General features: G+C 60.3%; 15 protein-coding genes, 3 tRNA genes and 1 pseudogene. 4 read left to right on the forward strand and 15 right to left on the reverse strand.

Annotated features, from left to right (window positions below; all coding sequences use genetic code 11):
- From GZ093_RS15475 to trpE, 12 genes are all read right to left on the reverse strand, one after another.
- On the reverse strand, nucleotides 1-133 hold a 133-nt coding region (locus tag GZ093_RS15475; RefSeq protein ID WP_296487517.1), incomplete at its 3' end, for a GTP-binding protein.
- 42 nt (nucleotides 134-175) lie between these two features.
- Nucleotides 176-250 (reverse strand) — tRNA-Thr (locus tag GZ093_RS15480).
- Nucleotides 251-312: 62 nt separating this feature from the next.
- A tRNA-Gly gene (locus tag GZ093_RS15485) sits at nucleotides 313-386 on the reverse strand.
- Between the two features lie 87 nt (nucleotides 387-473).
- Nucleotides 474-559, reverse strand: a tRNA-Tyr gene (locus GZ093_RS15490).
- Between the two features lie 66 nt (nucleotides 560-625).
- A complete protein-coding gene (locus GZ093_RS15495) occupies nucleotides 626-1,378 on the reverse strand; it encodes a uracil-DNA glycosylase (protein ID WP_296487483.1) in 753 nt (250 codons plus the stop codon).
- A gap of 1 nt (nucleotide 1,379) precedes the next feature.
- Nucleotides 1,380-2,174: an indole-3-glycerol phosphate synthase TrpC gene (gene trpC, locus GZ093_RS15500; protein ID WP_296487485.1), complete on the reverse strand. Its 795-nt coding sequence runs from the start codon at nucleotides 2,172-2,174 to the stop codon at nucleotides 1,380-1,382.
- Entirely contained in the window at nucleotides 2,171-3,223 is a 1,053-nt protein-coding gene (gene trpD, locus GZ093_RS15505) for an anthranilate phosphoribosyltransferase (protein ID WP_296487487.1), read from the reverse strand. The genes trpC and trpD overlap by 4 nt, the downstream gene beginning before the upstream one ends.
- Before the next feature lie 56 nt (nucleotides 3,224-3,279).
- Nucleotides 3,280-3,543, reverse strand: coding sequence for a hypothetical protein (locus GZ093_RS15510; protein ID WP_296487490.1), 264 nt, complete (start codon nucleotides 3,541-3,543; stop codon nucleotides 3,280-3,282).
- Nucleotides 3,544-3,582: 39 nt separating this feature from the next.
- Nucleotides 3,583-4,650, reverse strand: a complete 1,068-nt coding sequence (ltaE, locus tag GZ093_RS15515) for a low-specificity L-threonine aldolase (RefSeq protein WP_296487493.1) — start codon at nucleotides 4,648-4,650, stop codon at nucleotides 3,583-3,585.
- Between the two features lie 58 nt (nucleotides 4,651-4,708).
- Nucleotides 4,709-5,293, reverse strand: a complete 585-nt coding sequence (locus GZ093_RS15520; RefSeq protein ID WP_296487497.1) for an aminodeoxychorismate/anthranilate synthase component II — start codon at nucleotides 5,291-5,293, stop codon at nucleotides 4,709-4,711.
- 19 nt (nucleotides 5,294-5,312) lie between these two features.
- Nucleotides 5,313-7,592: a diguanylate cyclase gene (locus tag GZ093_RS15525; protein ID WP_296487499.1), complete on the reverse strand. Its 2,280-nt coding sequence runs from the start codon at nucleotides 7,590-7,592 to the stop codon at nucleotides 5,313-5,315.
- Nucleotides 7,589-9,100 carry an anthranilate synthase component I gene (trpE, locus tag GZ093_RS15530; protein WP_296487501.1) on the reverse strand — a complete coding sequence of 504 codons (1,512 nt, stop codon included), beginning with the start codon at nucleotides 9,098-9,100 and terminating at the stop codon, nucleotides 7,589-7,591. Before trpE ends, GZ093_RS15525 begins: the two co-directional genes overlap by 4 nt.
- 392 nt (nucleotides 9,101-9,492) lie before the next feature.
- Here trpE and GZ093_RS15535 point away from each other — a divergent pair, with 392 nt between their 5' ends.
- The 3 genes from GZ093_RS15535 to GZ093_RS15545 all read left to right on the forward strand — a co-directional run bounded on the left by GZ093_RS15535 (nucleotide 9,493) and on the right by GZ093_RS15545 (nucleotide 13,844).
- Nucleotides 9,493-10,077, forward strand: coding sequence for a chalcone isomerase family protein (locus tag GZ093_RS15535; protein WP_296487505.1), 585 nt, complete (start codon nucleotides 9,493-9,495; stop codon nucleotides 10,075-10,077).
- Between the two features lie 306 nt (nucleotides 10,078-10,383).
- Complete coding sequence (locus GZ093_RS15540) at nucleotides 10,384-12,174, forward strand: methyl-accepting chemotaxis protein (RefSeq protein ID WP_296487506.1); 1,791 nt, start codon at nucleotides 10,384-10,386, stop codon at nucleotides 12,172-12,174.
- A 74-nt stretch (nucleotides 12,175-12,248) separates the two neighbouring features.
- A complete protein-coding gene (locus tag GZ093_RS15545; RefSeq protein ID WP_296487509.1) occupies nucleotides 12,249-13,844 on the forward strand; it encodes a methyl-accepting chemotaxis protein in 1,596 nt (531 codons plus the stop codon).
- Here the strand turns inward: GZ093_RS15545 and gph are convergent.
- The 3 genes and pseudogenes from gph to GZ093_RS15560 all read right to left on the reverse strand — a co-directional run.
- Entirely contained in the window at nucleotides 13,841-14,587 is a 747-nt protein-coding gene (gph, locus tag GZ093_RS15550; protein ID WP_296487512.1) for a phosphoglycolate phosphatase, read from the reverse strand. The two genes, GZ093_RS15545 and gph, sit on opposite strands and share 4 nt — an antisense overlap.
- A gap of 178 nt (nucleotides 14,588-14,765) precedes the next feature.
- Nucleotides 14,766-15,482, reverse strand: coding sequence for a VacJ family lipoprotein (locus GZ093_RS15555; protein ID WP_296487514.1), 717 nt, complete (start codon nucleotides 15,480-15,482; stop codon nucleotides 14,766-14,768).
- A 500-nt stretch (nucleotides 15,483-15,982) separates the two neighbouring features.
- Nucleotides 15,983-16,162, reverse strand: a pseudogene (locus GZ093_RS15560) (hypothetical protein); the annotation flags it as partial.
- Between the two features lie 44 nt (nucleotides 16,163-16,206).
- On the opposite strand from GZ093_RS15560, the gene GZ093_RS15565 reads away from it, so the two are divergent.
- Complete coding sequence (locus GZ093_RS15565; RefSeq protein ID WP_296487519.1) at nucleotides 16,207-17,295, forward strand: IS5 family transposase; 1,089 nt, start codon at nucleotides 16,207-16,209, stop codon at nucleotides 17,293-17,295.
- The last annotated feature ends 370 nt before the right edge of the window (nucleotides 17,296-17,665 follow it).

Below are 17,665 nucleotides of genomic sequence, written 5' to 3' on the forward strand. Positions count from 1 at the left end.
TGGCGGTGCCGCCAAATTTGGCCGCCAGCACGCTGGTGATGGCCGCCGTCAGGGTGGTCTTGCCGTGGTCGACGTGGCCGATGGTGCCGACGTTGACGTGCGGCTTGCTACGCGAAAATTTTTCTTTTCCCATTTTCAGACTCCGAAAAGTGAAGGACTGTCAAATCAAAAATCATGGTGCCCATTCCGGGAATCGGACCCGGGACCTCCCCCTTACCAAGGGGGTGCTCTGCCACTGAGCCAAATGGGCTTGTGTGACCCGTCAAATACAGATCAACCTAAAACTACATAACCATCCCAGCACATGAAATATGGAGCGGGGTAGGAGAATCGAACTCCTCGCTTTAGCTTGGAAGGCTAAGGTATTACCACTATACGAACCCCGCACAAGCTTGCAAAACAAGCAGCCGCTGCAGCGTCCCCGCATACACATGAACACGCGCTCCGACGGCGAACCAACATTCAATTATCACTGGTGGAGAGGGATGGATTCGAACCATCGTACTCGTAAGAGGGCAGATTTACAGTCTGCTGCCATTAACCACTCGGCCACCTCTCCTTGGTGAACCGTGGATTATGCCACGGAAAAACAGCATGGACACGAGCTCAAATGAAGATCTTTTGTTTACCAGGCAATCGGCGCGCAGCCATGCTGCAGCAGATAAGCGTTTGCCAGACCAAAATGCCCGCAGCCCAGAAATGGCAAGGGCGGGCGGCGGGCGGACAGGGGCGATGGGTGGTTGGCGGTCAGCACCAGATGGTCGGCCGTGGCACGACCGCCCTGCCTGGCAGTCGCCGCGATCAGATGCTGCTTCGCCTGCGCGTGGGCGCCCCACAACAGGAACACCACCGGCTCGGCTTTTGATGCAACCGCCTTGACCACTTCATCGGTCAGCGTCTCCCACCCTCGCTGATGATGACTGGCGGGCTGGCCCTCCTCTACGGTGAGGCAGCTGTTGAGCAGCAAGACACCCTGGCGCGCCCAGGCGACCAGTGAGCCGTCGCCCTGTGGAATTAAGTTGCCTGGGCCCAGCAAGGGGTCCTGGGCGATCTCTTTGAAAATATTGCGCAATGACGGTGGCGGCTTGACACCGGGCGCCACCGAAAACGCCAAGCCCTCGGCCTGACCGGGGCCGTGGTAGGGGTCTTGACCCAAAATGACGACTTTGACTCGGACCCGCGGGGTCAATACCAGCGCCCGCAAGGGCTGCGGTGGAAAAATAATGGCGCCACGGGCCAGCCGCGCCCGCAGAAATTGCGCCAACGCCTCACCCACTGCGCTGGTCAAAAACTGCTCCACCACAGGACGCCAATCGGCCGCCACCGGCCAGCGCTCAGGCGCCCAGTCGGTCAAACGGGGCACATCAGGAGCGAACATGTCAGCTTGTGGCAAACATTTGCGCCAAAGCCAGGCCCGGATCTGGCGCGCGCATGAAAGCCTCACCCACCAGAAACGCGTTGACACCGGCCGCCCCCATGCGCAGCACGTCGTCGCGGGTGTGGATGCCGCTCTCGCAGACCAGCAAACGGTCGGCAGGCAGTTCGCGCATGAGCGCCAAGGTGGTGTCCAGCGAGACCTCAAAAGTTTTGAGATTGCGGTTGTTGACGCCGATCAGCGGCGTTTTGAGCTTGAGCGCGCGCGCCAGCTCGGGCGCATCGTGCACCTCCACCAGCACGGCCATGTCCAGGCTGCGCGCAATCGCTTCAAAGTCTTTCATTTGCGCATCATCCAGAATGGCCGCAATCAGCAATACGGCATCGGCCCCACAGGCACGCGATTCATAGATTTGATAGGCGTCCACCATGAAGTCTTTGCGCAGCACCGGCAACTGACAGGAAGCACGGGCCTGCTTGAGGTAGTCAACACAACCCTGAAAAAACTGCAGGTCAGTCAGTGCTGACAAACAAGCTGCACCATGCTCTGCATAGGCCTGTGCGATGTCGGCGGGGATAAAATCCTCGCGCAGCACGCCTTTGGAGGGGCTGGCTTTCTTGATCTCGGCAATCACCGCGGGCTGCCCGGCGGCGATCTTGCTGCGCAGGGCGGCGACAAAATCCCGCGTCAGCACACGCGACTCGGCATCGGCGCGCATGGCAGCCAAGGGTTTGCGGGCAATGGCTGCGGCGATTTCCTGGCGTTTGACAGCCACTATTTTTTCCAGAATATCGGTCACTTCGCTGTGCCTTTCAGTTGTTGGGACAGGGCAACAAGTTGCGCCAGCTTGGTTTTGGCCGCGCCAGATTCAATGGTTGCTCGTGCTTTGGCAACGCCAGCGCTCATCGTCGGCACGACATTGGCCGCGTACAGCGCCACACCGGCATTGAGAATCACGATGTCTTTGGGCGCCCCTGGCACGTTGTCCAGCACCCCCAGCAGCATGGTTTTGGACTGCTCCGGCGTTTCCACCTTGAGCGCGCGGTTACTGGCCATCACCATACCGAAGTCTTCCGGGTGAATCTCGTACTCGGTGATTTCACCATTTTTGAGCTCTCCGACCAGCGTGGTCGCGCCCAGCGACACTTCGTCCATACCGTCTTTGCCATACACCACAACCGCATGCTCGGCGCCCAGACGCTGCAGCGCGCGCACCTGAATACCCACCAGGTCCGGGTGAAACACACCCATCAGGATATTGGGGGCTCCCGCCGGGTTGGTCAGCGGCCCGAGCAGATTGAAGATGGTCTTGATGCCCAACTCCTTGCGCACGGGTGCCACGTTTTTCATGGCCGGATGGTGGTTGGGGGCAAACATGAAGCCGACCCCCACCTGTTCAATGCACTGGGCAATGGCCTCAGGCGACAGGTTGATGTTGACGCCCAGCGACTCCATCACGTCGGCGCTGCCGCTCTTGCTGCTGACGCTGCGGCCACCGTGCTTGCTGACCCGGGCCCCCGCAGCAGCGGCGACAAACATGGCGCAGGTTGAAATGTTGAAAGTGTGCGAGCCGTCACCGCCGGTGCCCACAATGTCGACCAGATGGGTTGGGTCAGCAACGTTGACCTTGGTGGAGAACTCGCGCATCACCTGCGCGGCCGCCGTGATTTCGCCGATGGTTTCCTTTTTGACGCGCAGGCCGGTGATCAGGGCTGCGATCATGACGGGCGACCACTCACCCGTCATGATGCCGCGCACGATGTGCAGCATCTCGTCGTGAAAAATCTCGCGGTGCTCGATGGTGCGCAGCAACGCTTCTTGCGGGGTGATTTTGTGGGTGTTCGGCATGGTCTTAAGTTGAGGAAAGCGTTGGCTCACGCAGCTTCAGTTTGTCGTGCAAGGCTTCAGGAAAGTGGATTGTCCGTCAAGGCCTGTTTCAGGCCAAATCCGATGAACATCACGCCAGCCGAGCGCTGCGGCCAATTCATGCCTTGCTGCCGTAGGGCCAAGCGCCGGGACACGGCCGCGCCCACGGCCGCATAGCCCAGGTTGACCCACCGGCCATTGAAATTGAAAACCAGTCCGCGCAGAAAAAAGCGCGACCTCGTTATGCCCAGCCCCGACGCAATGAAAAGGCCGAGAAGCTCAATACCGGCAACCAGGGTCATCGCGTCAAATTCCAAAATTCGGTCAGCACGGCCAACGACTCACGGTCTGCCCACCAAAAAATCACGCATCGCCGCCACGGCGCGGTCAATACCCGCCGCATCGACGTCCAGATGCGTCACAAACCGCAGGCGGTACAGGCCGGTGACCAGAATGCCGCGCGCGGCCAGGTAGGGGATCAACTCGGCGGCGCGCGCTTTGGCCTCACCCACCAGATCGACAAACAAGATATTGGTCTGCGCCGGCTCCACAACGAGGCCCGCCAGCTTGCTCAGGCCGTCAGCCAGCCGTTGGATGAGTGCGTGGTCGTCGGCCAGCCGCGCCACGTGATGGTCCAGCGCGTACGTGCCCGCCGCCGCCAGCAGACCTGACTGGCGCATGCCGCCGCCCGCCATTTTGCGGATGCGGTGGGCGCGGGCGATGAAGTCCCGGCTGCCGCACAAGACCGAGCCAACCGGCGCGCCCAGGCCCTTGCTCAGGCAAACCGAAACGCTGTCAAAGCACTGGGCGATGCGACGCGCCTCGACCAGCGCGTCAGTGCCCTGAGTGGCCGCCTGCGCAACCGCCGCGTTGAACAAGCGCGCGCCATCCAGATGACGGCTCAGGCCCCTGGACCTGGCCAGCTCAGTGGCCTGCTGCACATAGTCAAACGGCAGCAACTTGCCACCCAGCGTGTTTTCCAGCGCCAGCAGCCGGGTGCGGGCAAAGTGTTCGTCGTCGGGCTTGATGGCTTCTTCAATATCGGCCAGCAGCAACGTGCCATCGGGCTGGTGGTTCAAGGGCTGCGGCTGCACGCTGCCAAACACCGCCGCACCGCCGCCCTCCCAGCGGTAACAGTGCGCGTACTGACCCACGATGTACTCGTCGCCGCGTTGGCAATGCGCCAGGATGGCGCACAAGTTGCTCTGCGTGCCGGTGGGCACAAAAAGCGCCGCCTCAAAACCCAGCAGCGCCGCCAGTTTGTCCTGCAAGGCGTTGACGCTGGGGTCATCGCCAAACACGTCGTCGCCCAAGGGGGCTGCCAGCATGGCCGCGCGCATGGCGGGGGTCGGCTGCGTCACAGTGTCGCTACGCAGGTCGACCTTTATTTCATTACTCTTATGAGTCATTTTTGCCTCTAGCCCTTATGGAATAAGCGTGAGTAGCTATATAAACAAATAGCGAATACTATTCACGAGGTTTCAGGAAGTTCTTCAGCATCGCGTGCCCGTGCTCGGTCAAGATGCTTTCCGGATGGAACTGCACACCTTCGATGTCCAGGCTGGTGTGCTTGATGCCCATGATTTCGCCATCATCGGTCCAGGCGGTGATTTTCAGGCACGGCGGGCAAGTGGCGCGCTCAATGGAGAGCGAGTGGTAGCGGTTGACGGTGAACTGCGCAGGCAAACCGGCAAAAACACCCTCCTGCGTCGTGGTGATCACACTGGTCTTGCCGTGCATCAGCTGCTGCGCGCGGATGATCTTGCCGCCAAAGGCCGCGCCAATCGCCTGATGCCCCAGGCACACACCCAAAATGGGCAGTCTTCCTGCCAGGTGCTGGACGGCCGCCACCGAGATACCGGCCTCGGTCGGCGAGCAGGGGCCGGGCGAAATCACCAGCCGGTCCAGTTGCCCCGCCGTGAGCCGCGCGTCAATCTCATCGATCGTGATTTCGTCGTTGCGCGCCACCGTCACCTCGGCGCCCAGCTCGCCCAGGTACTGCACGATGTTGTAGGTGAAGCTGTCGTAGTTGTCGATCATCAAGAGTTTCATGCGTCTGTCCGTTCGATAGTCATGGATTCTCAATGGGGCTGTCAGCGCCGCCACCCTCAGCGCGTGGTTGCGAACTGGCACTGTCAGCGGCCGGCGTGTACACCTCAAACCGGTCCCGCCCGGCCGCCTTGGCCTGGTACATGGCGGCATCCGCGTGCTGTGTCAGCTCAGCATCATTGCTGCCATGTTCCGGGTAAATGGCGATGCCCGTGCTCGATGAAATAGTCACGCTTTGCCCTTGCGACAAGACAAAGGGAGCAATCAGGGCGTCGTGAATCTTCCGGGCCACAGCGCTTGCATCCGGTGCCGCCTCAATGGCAGACAGCAGCACCACAAACTCGTCACCGCCGACGCGCGCTACCGCATCCGACTCGCGCACGCAGGTCTGCAAGCGCTGCGCCACGGCCAGCAGCAGTTCATCGCCCACCGCGTGGCCAAAATCATCATTGACGGGCTTGAACTTGTCCAGGTCAATAAACAGCAACGCCAGGTGCGTCTTGTTGCGCCTGGCATTGCTCAGTGCCTGATGCAGTCGGTCATCCAGCAAGCGCCGATTCGGCAAGCCCGTCAATGCGTCGTAAAAGGCCAGCTTCTCAATCGCTGCCTGCGCCGCCTTGCGCTCCGTGAGGTCGACATGGGTACCGACGTAATGCGTCACCTCCTGCTGGTCGTTGTGGACAGCGGTAATGCTGAGCAGATCAGGAAAGATTTCCCCGCTCTTCTTGCGGTTCCACACTTCGCCCTGCCAGGCGCCGTCGCGCTTGATGCACTCCCACATGGCGGCATAAAAGGACTGCTCATGCCGACCTGATTTAAAAAGTCGTGGCGTCTGGCCCAGCGCTTCCTCTGCGGTGTAGCCGAACAAGCCGGAAAACGCCCGGTTCACCCGCAGAATGACTTTGTCCGGATCGGTCACGACAATGCTCTCCTGACAGTCAAATGCGGCGGCGGCAATGCGCAAATCTGCCTCGCGCTGCTTGCGCTCGGTCACGTCCTCGGTGGCACCGACCAGGCGACAGGGTGCACCCTGCTGGTCGCAGTGCAGCGCGGCTCGGTTGCGCATGAAGCGCAGTTGGCCGTCTGCCCGCCGAATTTGAAACGTCATGTCAAACACCTGGCCCTGCTTGATGGTGGCGCGGGTGGCGTCCTTCATGCGCTGTGCCTCACCCGGCAACAGCGTCTGCAGCCAGTCGTTATTGAGGGCGTTGGCCTTCTCAGGGTTCAACCCAAACAACTCGAACATGGCGGCGTCCCAGTCGTAGCGCTTGCTTGCCAGGTCGTATTCCCAAATACCCACGCCGCTGGCTTGCGTGGCGAGTCTGAGCCGCTCTTCAAAGCGGCCCTGGCGCACCTGCCAACGCTGGTAAATGATCAGACCCAGGGCGCTGAGCAAGACCAGCAGCAGGTAAGCGACCGATTGGTTCCTGACATCGCGCTGCCAATGGGCAAAAACGGCATCCGGGTCGCGGCTGAGCGACACGACCAGCGGCTTGTCCATGGCCAGCTCAGCCGGCTGGACGGTACGCAGCACGGGCAGTCGTTTGTCGCCGGTGGCCGGGGAAATACCTTCGAAATGGCTGACCGGGCGTTTGCTCTCCAGATGCTGCCTGAAAAAGGAACCCGGCACCGATATATTCTTGCCGATCACGTCGACCAGGGTGGGTTGACTGATAAAGACCGTGCCGTCACCGTGCACCAGCATCGACCGCATGTCATCGGCGTAGCGCACCGAGTTGAGCAATGTCTGGATGTCCACCGGGTCAACGGCTGCCGACACCACGCCGGCAAACTGGCCTTGACGGTCAAGCACGACCCGGCTCAGGTTGATGACGTATTTGTTCAGCACGGTTTTGAACGGCGGGCTGACAAACAGGATGTTGGGGTTCAGCGACTGCAAGGGCGCCTGAAAGTAGTCTCGTTGGGACGCATTGAGCCCAATCAGCGCTTCACGGTTTGACAGGGTGACGACGCCGTTGACATCAATTGCCATGAAAGTGCGCACCGATGGCATTGCTGCCTCCAGGCTCTTCATGTGCTGCACGCCGGCAACCGGGCCATCAGGGCCATCTCTCCAACCAGGCAACTCGACCCGAAGGGACTCCAGGCTCAGATTGATGGCAGTCAGCTGGCGCGTCAGGTTGTCCTCAATCACCTTCGACTGTGTCGTCAGACGCTCCAGTTCCGCTGCCGCCGTCTGCTCGTGCTCGCGCGCAAGATTGAAGGCCAGAGACGCACCCACCAGGCCCAGCGCGAGCGCCAGCAAGCCCCAACGCCGCCCGCGCGACAAAAGCGGCTTCATTCCAGTCCCTCCTCCACCAGCTCGGCGGCCCTGAGCAGTGCGCGCGCCTTGGCTTCAGTCTCGCGCCATTCCAGCTCCGGCACCGAGTCGGCCACGATGCCGGCCGCCGCCTGCACATACAGCGTCTGGTCCTTGATGATGCCGGTGCGGATCGCGATCGCAACATCCATGTCGCCGGCGTAGCTCAGGTAACCGCAGGCGCCGCCGTAAAGCCCGCGTTTGGTCGGCTCCAGCTGGTCGATCAGCTCCATGGCGTGCACTTTGGGCGCGCCGGTCAGCGTGCCGGCCGGGAAGGTGGCCCTGAGCACGTCCATGCTGGTCATGCCGTCATTGAGCGTGCCCTCGACGTTGCTCACGATGTGCATCACATGGCTGTAGCGCTCCACGCTAAAGGCTTCCGTTACCTTCACACTGCCGATCTTGGCAATGCGGCCAATGTCGTTGCGCGCCAGGTCAATCAGCATCACGTGCTCGGCGCGTTCCTTCGGGTCGTTCAGCAACTCCACCTCGGCCGCCTTGTCCTTCTCGGGCGTGGCGCCGCGGGGCCGGGTGCCGGCCAGCGGACGTATCGTGATTTTTTGCTCGGTCTGTCCGTCGCAGCTGATCTGCTCCTGGCGCACCAGAATCTCCGGACTGGCCCCGACCACGTGAAAGTCGCCAAAGTGGTAGTAATACATGTACGGACTGGGGTTGAGCGAACGCAGCGCCCGGTACAGGCTGAGTGGCGACTCGGTGTAGCGCTTCTTGATTCGCTGGCCCACCTGCACCTGCATGAAGTCGCCATCCGCTATCAAAGCTTTGGCACGCTCCACGGCGGCGAGGTAGTCGGCCTTGGCAAAGTCACGCTCAGGCGGGTAGCTCTGCGTCGGTTTGACCACGGGGGCGCTGACCGAGTATTTGAGCTGCTCCTTGAGCTCGCGCAGGCGCTTCTTGGCATTGGCATAGGCTTCGGGTCGGGCCGGGTCGGCGTAGACGATCAGATACAGCTTGCCCGACAGGTTGTCGATCACCGCCAGCTCCTCGCACTGCAGCAGCAAAATATCAGGGCAGCCCAGGGTATCGGGCGGGCAGCTGGCCTGCAGCTTCTTCTCGATGTAGCGCACGGCGTCGTAGCCAAAGTAGCCGGCCAGGCCGCCACAAAATCGCGGCAGCCCTGGGCGCAGCGCGACCTTGAAACGCTTTTGGTAGTCCGAGATGAAATCCAACGGATTGACCGTCGAGGTTTCGACCACCGCCCCGTCGGTCACGACCTCAGTGCGCGCATCAGGTCCAAAGCCCATCGAGCGCAACAGCGTGCGCGCCGGCAGGCCAATGAAGCTGTAGCGGCCAAAGCGCTCGCCGCCCACCACGGACTCCAGCAAAAAGCTGTACTTGCCGCTGTCTTTGGAATAGGCCAGCTTCAGGTACAGCGACAAGGGGGTTTCCAGATCGGCAAAGGCTTCTGCCAGCAAGGGAATGCGGTTGTAGCCCTGGGCGCTCAGGCTTTTGAATTCAAGTTCAGAGATCACGGCGTGGGTTCTTTCAATGCAGTACCGAACCTATAAGGGTCTTGCGCCGGCTTCGGGTGCTCGCACGCGCAGTCGGTCAAATCGGGCGCAGTGGGCAGCACAGGTGCTGCGGTCCAGTCAAACAACAAGAAATACGAAAATCAGGCGCAAGCCAGCGTTGCAGGCAACGCCCGCCAGGGCCAGGCTCCCCGGTCGCTACAACCTGTGATGGTGATGCGGTGAATGAACATGCGCGCCAGTGTAGCAAACCCTGGCCCACTGACCGACCCACCGTCCCGTTCGGGACAGGCGATCAAAAACCCTAAGCGAAAACCCTCTTGCGCCGCGCCGACAATGACCCCAAAATGCCACCATCGACTTATTAGTACGGTCGTTCTATTTAAAGGAATCTCATGAAGCTCATTCAACATCTGGTGCTTGCGGTCAGCGTCAGTCTGTTCGCGCTGCCCGCCCTGGCGGCCAGTCTGGACATCAATGGTGTCAAGGTCGAAGAAAGCGCCACGGTGAATGGTGTCACGCTGCAACTCAATGGTGCAGGCACCCGCTACAAGGGCCCGTTCAAAGTCTATGTTGCCGATCTTTATGCCAGCAAAAAAGTCAATTCTCTCGACGAACTCGTGGCAGCGCCCGGCCCCAAGCGCCTGACCATGACCATGCTGCGTGAAGTCGATGCCGGCGCCTTGGGTAAGTTGCTCACGCGCGGCATTGAAGACAATACCCCTCGGGCTGAAATGTCCAAGTTGATCCCCGGTCTGATCCGCATGGGCGATATTTTTTCTGCCAACAAGTCGATGGTCGCTGGCGATGTGATCCAGCTCGAGTGGATTCCCGGCACCGGCATGACCACCACTTTCAGAGGAAAATTGCAAAGCGAAGCGTTCAAGGAGCCGGCATTCTTCAAAGCCATGATGTCGATCTGGCTGGGCCCGTCACCCGCGGACTGGCGCCTCAAGGAGGCGCTACTGGGCGTCAAATAGCCTTTGCGAATCGGAGAAAGCACGCGTTCTGGTCGTCCGGCTCAGCGCTATCGCGGTAACACCGCAAGCTGAAATTGCACCGCCTGTTGACCACCCGTTGGGACACACGCGCGCTCTTCAATTCGAGCTGGACAAGCAATTGAGCTCGTTAAGTACTTGGCGCTGGCGCTCGGCACCGTCCTGTTCGCGTTCAATGCCCTGGCGGTAAATGACTTAGAAATTTGGAGAAATTCGTGAGCGAGTCGGCGCTTGCGGCGGCTTTATGATGGCGGCTTTGCCGTGCACGGTCACCTGGAGCCAAAGTGAATGAATAGACTGAAGATTTCCACCCGGCTTGCTATCCTGATCGGCGTGATGGCCATGCTGCTGGTGTTGATTGGCGCCATTGGCCTGTATGGCATGAAGAAAAGCGACGAGGCGCTTGATACCGCCTACAAGGACTCCACCGTCCAAATTGCCAGCATCGGCAACATCAAATACCTGATGTTGCGCAACCGCCTGATGATTGCCAACGCCGTCATTGAGCAGACGCCCGAGAGCATCAAGCGCGCGGGTGACGAGGTCGAAGCCGATATTGCCAAAATCAGCAAGATCTGGAACGTCTACTTGGCCGGGCCCAAATCCCCTGAAGAGGCGCAGCTGGCCAACGCCTACGCCGACAAGCGCGCCCAGTATGTGCAAGAGGGTCTGCGACCTGCCGTCGCTGCCTTGCACGCCAACGACCTGCCCACCACGCGGCAGCTTGTGGTGGAAAAAATCCGCCCCGCCTTTGACACCGCGCGCGATGCTGCTGATGCCCTGCAAAAATTCCAGCTGGAGGAGGCCAAGCGGGGCTTCGAGACTGACAGCGCCCGCTACCAGACGATCCGTGCGGTCTCCATCGCCTCCATCGCCATCGGACTTTTGTTTGCCGCCTGGTTTGGCTGGATGTTGGCGCGCGGCATTGCCAACCCCCTGGCACGGGCGGTCAAGATCTCCGAAGCGGTGGCGCAAGGCGATTTGAGCCAAACCATCAGAGTCACCAACGGCACCGACGAAATATCGGCCTTGATGCGTGGCTTTGCCCACATGCAAACCAGCCTGGCCAGCGTCGTCACCAACGTGCGTCAGGGTTCTGAGGGCGTGGCCACCGCCAGCGCCGAAATTGCGCAAGGCAACAGTGACCTCTCTGCCCGCACCGAGAGCCAGGCCAGCGCGCTGGAACAAACTGCCGCGTCCATGGAGCAGCTCAGCTCGACCGTCAAAGCCAACGCCGACAACGCCCGCCAGGCCAATCAACTGGCCCTGAGCGCCAGCACGGTCGCCGTGCAGGGCGGCGACGTGGTCGCGCAGGTGGTGGACACCATGAAAGGCATCAATGACGCCTCGCGCAGAATCAGCGACATCATCAGCGTCATTGATGGCATAGCCTTCCAGACCAACATACTGGCGCTCAACGCAGCCGTGGAAGCAGCGCGCGCTGGCGAACAGGGTCGTGGCTTTGCCGTAGTGGCTTCTGAAGTGCGCTCGCTGGCTGGGCGCTCGGCCGAAGCTGCCAAGGAGATCAAGAGCCTGATCAACGCCAGCGTGGAGCGGGTCGAACAAGGCACCGCGTTGGTGGACCGCGCCGGCAGCACCATGACCGAGGTGGTCAGCGCGATCAAACGCGTGACGGACATCATGGGCGAGATCAGTGCCGCCAGCAACGAACAGCGCCAGGGCGTGGCCCAAGTCGGTGAAGCGGTGACGCAAATGGATCAGGCCACCCAGCAGAATGCGGCCCTGGTCGAAGAAATGGCCGCCGCAGCCAGCAGCCTGAAATCGCAGGCCCAGGAGCTGGTGCAAGTGGTGGCGGTGTTCAAGCTCGGCGCGCAGGACAGCCAGCACAGCGTGGCCATGCTGGCGCCAGTGCGCTCGAACAAACCGGGCGCGGCACCGTTCAAGGGCACCGAGCGGCGCGGCGCTGGCATTCCCAAGGGGGCAGCAGCCCGTTCGCGCGCCAGCAGCCCGGCCGGCAGGCCCGCCACCACGGCACCCACAGAGTTGGTGGCACGCGCCAGCCGGCCCAAAGCGGCACCCGCAGCCGGCGGCAGTGAGGGTGACTGGGAAACGTTTTAAGTCGAACCCGAAGACCGGGTGATCACCGGGCGTTGCCGCCCGGTCTGTTTTATTTTTTTTCAAGGACGCGCTTCGTGAACCTCAATAACCTGAAAATTTCCAGCCGCTTGATCTTCGGCTTTGGCGTGCTGGGCCTGCTGATTGCACTCATGGGCGGCGTGTCGCTGCTCAAGGTGGGGGTCATGAGCAGCTTGTTCAACCAGGTGATTGATGAGCGCGTGCCGAGCATCGCCACCACCAACGAAGTCAAGGGCGACCTGAACCTGATCTCCATTGCGCTGCGCAACACCATGATGATGCGCGACGCAGACGGCATCAAAACCGAGGTGGACCGCATCGAGTCGGCGCGCGTGCGCATCAATGCCAACCTGGCCAGGCTTGACGCGCAGATGACGTCCGACACGGGCAAGGCCGTTCTGGCCAGGGTGGCCCAGGTGCGCCGCCAGTACGACCCCATGCAGGCAGAAGTGATGACCCTGGTCAATGCAGGTTCATTTTTTGAGGCCCGCACCCTGCTGATGGACAAGGTAGCGCCTGCGCAGGAAGCCTACTTCGACACGCTCAATGGCCTGCTTACGCATCTGGACAGCCAGCTGAACCAGTCCACCAACGCCACCCAGGACGCCGCTACCAGCATGAAGCTCGTCATCTGGGCCACACTCGCCATCGCGATGGTATTGGCGGTGCTGATGGCGGCCTGGATCATTCGGTCCATCACCGGCCCGCTCAATCAGGCAGTGGCCGTGGCGCGCGCCGTTGCCGCGGGCGACCTGAGCCAGCAGTTCGAGGCCAGCGGCAAGAGCGAAACCGCGCTCTTGCTGCTGGCGCTCAAGGACATGCAGGCGCACCTGAGCACCGTGGTGGCCGAGGTCCGCGACGACGCCGACAGCGTGGCGACCGCCAGCGCCGAGATTGCCCAGGGCGACCTCGATCTGTCGGCCCGCACCGAGAGTCAGGCCAGCTCGCTGGAAGAGACCTCAGCCTCCATGGAGTTGCTCAGCGCCAACGTCAAGCAAAACGCCGACAACGCCCACAAGGCCAACGAGTTGGCCTTGAAGGCCAGCAGCGTGGCGGCGCGCGGCGGTGACGTGGTGAGCCAGGTGGTGGACACCATGAAGGGCATCAACGACGCCTCGCGCAAAATCTCCGACATCATCAGTGTGATTGACGGCATTGCCTTTCAGACCAACATCCTCGCGCTCAACGCGGCCGTGGAAGCGGCGCGGGCCGGCGAGCAGGGTCGTGGTTTTGCGGTGGTGGCCAGCGAGGTGCGCTCGCTCGCCGGGCGCTCGGCAGAGGCAGCGCGGGAGATCAAGTCATTGATCAACGCCAGTGTGGAGCGCGTGGAACAAGGCACTGCCTTGGTGGACCGGGCCGGCGCCACCATGAGCGAGGTGGTCAGCAGCATTCGCCAAGTGACCGACATCATGGCTGAAATCAGCATCGCCAGCACTGACCAGAGCGACGGCGTTTCCCAGGTCGGCGAGGCGATTGCCCAGATGGACCAGGTCACGCAGCAAAACGCCGCGCTGGTCGAAGAAATGGCCGCCTCGGCCGGCAGCCTCAAAGCCCGCGCCCAGGCGCTGGTCCAGACCGTGGCGGTGTTCAAGTTGGGCACCGCTGAGCACGAGTCAACAGACGGAGCCTCTGGGATGCTCCGGATTCCCTAGGATTCAGGCGCCATCAGTTGCTGCAGGGAGTCGATGTAAGCGTCGGCTTTCACAGCGCGGATTGGCTCGCCGTGGTTGTAGCCGTAGGTGACCAGCAGCAGCGGGCAGCCCGCTGCATGCGCCGCCCGGGCGTCATTGCTGGAATCCCCAATCATCAAGGTGCGCTGCGGCGCCGTGCCCAATGCGGCGCAGGTGGCAAGCAGCGGCAAGGGGTCTGGTTTCTTGCGCTCAAAGGCATCGCCGCCAAAGGTGAAATCAAAGAAGCCATCGAGCCCCTTTGCCTGCAATAAGGCCTGGGCGAACGCCGTCGGTTTGTTGGTCAGGCAGGCCAGCTTCAAGCCGCGCGCTTGCAGATACTGCAACCCGCCCTCAACGCCAGGGAAAATGCGGGCGTATTGACCATTGACCGCGCGGTAATGGCGTTGGTAGCTGGCCCAGGCCTGCGGGTAGAGCAGATCCGGCAAGTCGGCTTCGTTGCCTGCAGTCGATCCGCGGCTTGCTTCTGAATCAATAGCTAATGAAGCACTGCTGACGAGGTCTAGCACGCTTTTCAGCAAATGCTCTGAGCCTTTGCCGACCAGCTGCGCGACCGTTGCGCGGTCGACTTGATGGGAGGCAAAAGGCGCAGGCAAGTCGCCCAGCATCCGGTTGAGCGCAACACAAAAGTCGTCCAATGTGTCAACCATGGTGCCATCAAGGTCAACAATGGCGGCGTCAAAGCGATTCAAGTCCAAGGGGTTCAAGTTCAAAGCCAGCCGATCGAGTGCAGAAACAAGGGCCAAATTCTATCGATCGTGGCGATGCCGGCGCCGTTCGGCTCCAGTGCGAATGGCGGCCGGCCGGAGTTTCACGCCTTTTCGGCCTCTAGCCCCCGTGTTTATTGCGCAAGCAGCTGCATAAAAAATAGCAGGCACTTGAAAATCAGTCGAGGACAGCGCATTGGTGATCTGAATCGTCGTCCGGTGGGTTGCCATCGAAAATGGTGTTGCGGCGATGTTGTAGATAGAAATCACGGGTAAATGCATATTTGTCCAGCGCCACTTGCTCCAACATCCCAGTGGCTTTGAGCAAACCCTCTCTGGCGTCAATCATTCTGACGACCATGACGCTATTGCGCGTCGGTACATGTGTGATATTGGCAGCGATGTCGCCTTGTTGATCCACTGTAAGTGCCGCCGTATCGCGCAAGCTTGAAGGTCCGAGCAATGGAAGAACCAGATACGGACCGGCTGCAACACCCCAAAAACCCAGGGTATGGCCAAAATCTTTGGTGTGTTTTTCAATATGCATCTCGCTGGCGACGTCCAGAATACCGCCCAGACCCAGGAAGGTGTTGACACCAAAACGCGACAGACTGTCGGTCGCAGCACGTCCCTTCAATTGCAAGGCGTTGTTTGCAAACGACCAGGCGTCCTGCAAGTTGTCAAAAAAATTGCTGATACCGTGACGCACCGGTGTCGGCACGACCTCATGGTAAGCAGTGGCCACCGGCTTGAGGAGGGCGCTATCGACGGCATCGTTGAACCGATAAACCGTACGATTGAGGGGTTCCAGCGGATCGCGTGGATTGGCATGCGGACCGGTGGCACAGCCTGACAGCAAAAAAGAAATGTGCAATAGGCTGGCCCAGGACTTCATGGCAGCTCCGCAGGTTGGGTCGAAAAAGTTGGCAATGCCGTGTCCGTCTCGGCCGTCTGCGGTGGCTGCAACTTGGGTGGCGGCAAACAGCCGGATTTAATCCGCCATCACGCCACCATCAGGGTGGGGGAATTTGAGGTGGCCACAAGTGGGGGAATTTGGGTGGCCATCAGGGGCCAGGAACACACTGATATTTTGTCGGCACTGACGATCAAAAAACCCACCCTGAACACGCAGATAACGCTTTTGTAGTGAAGCGATTGCATCGCCCCCCTATATGGATCAATGACTTACGCGTTTAACTGTCGAAGTCGGGTGACCATGGCGCGAAGGCAGGCCAGCACGTCGACCTCGGTTTTAGAGCGCCGCCACGAAGTAGCCAAGGCATCAAAGCCCAAAGACCGCCACAGCTCTGACAGCGCCCATACATCACCGGCCTGGCGACTGTCGGTAAAGCGCAAACCATCCAGAGCAGCAACAGCGGGGACTATGCCACGGGCGCGTTGCAATGAGGCGATCAGGGTGTCGACTTCGCCACCGGCCTCCAGCCGACCCAGCGTGCAAGCGGTGGGTTGGCGGGGCTTGCCCTCTTCGTTACGGAAGGACTCCACCAGTTGGGCATAGCGCCTAGCAGGCTGCTGAAATACCTCGCCCCAAGGTCCACCTTTGAGCCTGCCCAAACGTTATATACATAGCAATATTGCAAGCACCCAAGCACCAGACCATGCGCGGAGCCAATACCTTCACCGAGAGCTTATTCACCATGCGTCGTCTGGACGACTTCGTGCCTGAGAACCACCCTCTTCGCCCAGTGCGCAAGATGGTCAACCAGGCATTGAAGAATCTGGAGCCCTTGCTCTCAAGCATGTACGCCGCCGACATCAAAGGTGGACGTCCCAGCATTGCGCCAGAGAAGTTGCTGCGCGCCATGCTTTTGCAAATCTTTTACAGCGTCCGCTCGGAACGTCTGCTGATGGAGCAGACGCAATACAACCTGTTGTTTCGCTGGTTCATAGGCCTGTCCATGGACGACACAGTTTGGGTCCCAACGGTCTTCACCAAGAACCGTGAACGCCTGATTGAACATGACGCAGTCATCGAACTCTTCAATGAAGTTCTGGCCATTGCCAACAAGAACGACTGGCTCTCGGGCGAGCACTTCAGCGTGGATGGCACGCTCATTCAGGCCTGGGCCGGGCACAAGAGTTTCGCACGCAAAGACGGCAGCGACGATGACACGGGCAACTTCAAAGGCCAGAGCCGCAGCAACGATACCCATGAGTCCACCACCGATGCAGATGCACGGCTATACCGCAAGGGCAACACAGGCAGTGAGTTGCGCTTTATGGGTCACACCCTGAGCGACAACCGCCATGGTCTGATTGCCAGCGCCGTGGTCACCACCGCAGATGGCTATGCCGAGCGGGAAGCGGCCAAGGTGATGATTGCGGATGCGAAACAGGTCGCAGATGAGAAGGCCCAAATCACGCTGGGTGCCGACAAGGGCTACGACGCAGCCGAGTTCATTGAGGCACTGGTGGATATGAAGGTGCTGCCCCATGTGGCGCAAAACACCAGCAACCGCAAGTCAGCGGTTCCCGAACATATTGCGGTCAGCGATGGCTATGTTATCTCGCAGCAAAAGCGCAAACTGATTGAACAGGGGTTTGGCTGGGCCAAGTTCATTGGCCCGATTCGCCAAGTGATGGTGCGCGGTTTGAAGAAGGTGGACCAGCTATTCGTGCTGACGATGGCGGCCTACAACCTTACGCGCATGCGCACCCTGGAACAAATCCGTCTGCAAACGACGTGATGGCAGGATTTAGATGAAAAACACCCCCAAAACCACCAAAAATCGGGCTCATGAGAGTCGAGTTTCCGAATTGCGAAATCAGACCCGAGAAATCCCCGTCATGCGGGTGCCGAGGGTCGTTTTGCAGACCAATATTTCAGCAGCCTGCTAGAGCCCGATTGGGTGACTTTGATGAACATGGCACTAAGTGTAGCGCAAAGCCGGTAACTATGAACTACATATTACAGCAAACGTGCCACTACAAGCATTTTTTAATTCGAGCAACAAAACTGACCTCCCGGGTTCGACAGTTCAAAGCCTGAACCACCACCGAAACCCAATGAAATCAATGGTCTAATGGCGTTATTCTGAGAAAGTTGTAATGGCACGA

It is taken from the genome of Rhodoferax sp., assembly GCF_010365055.1.
In the GTDB taxonomy this organism is placed as follows: Bacteria; Pseudomonadota; Gammaproteobacteria; order Burkholderiales; family Burkholderiaceae_C; genus Rhodoferax.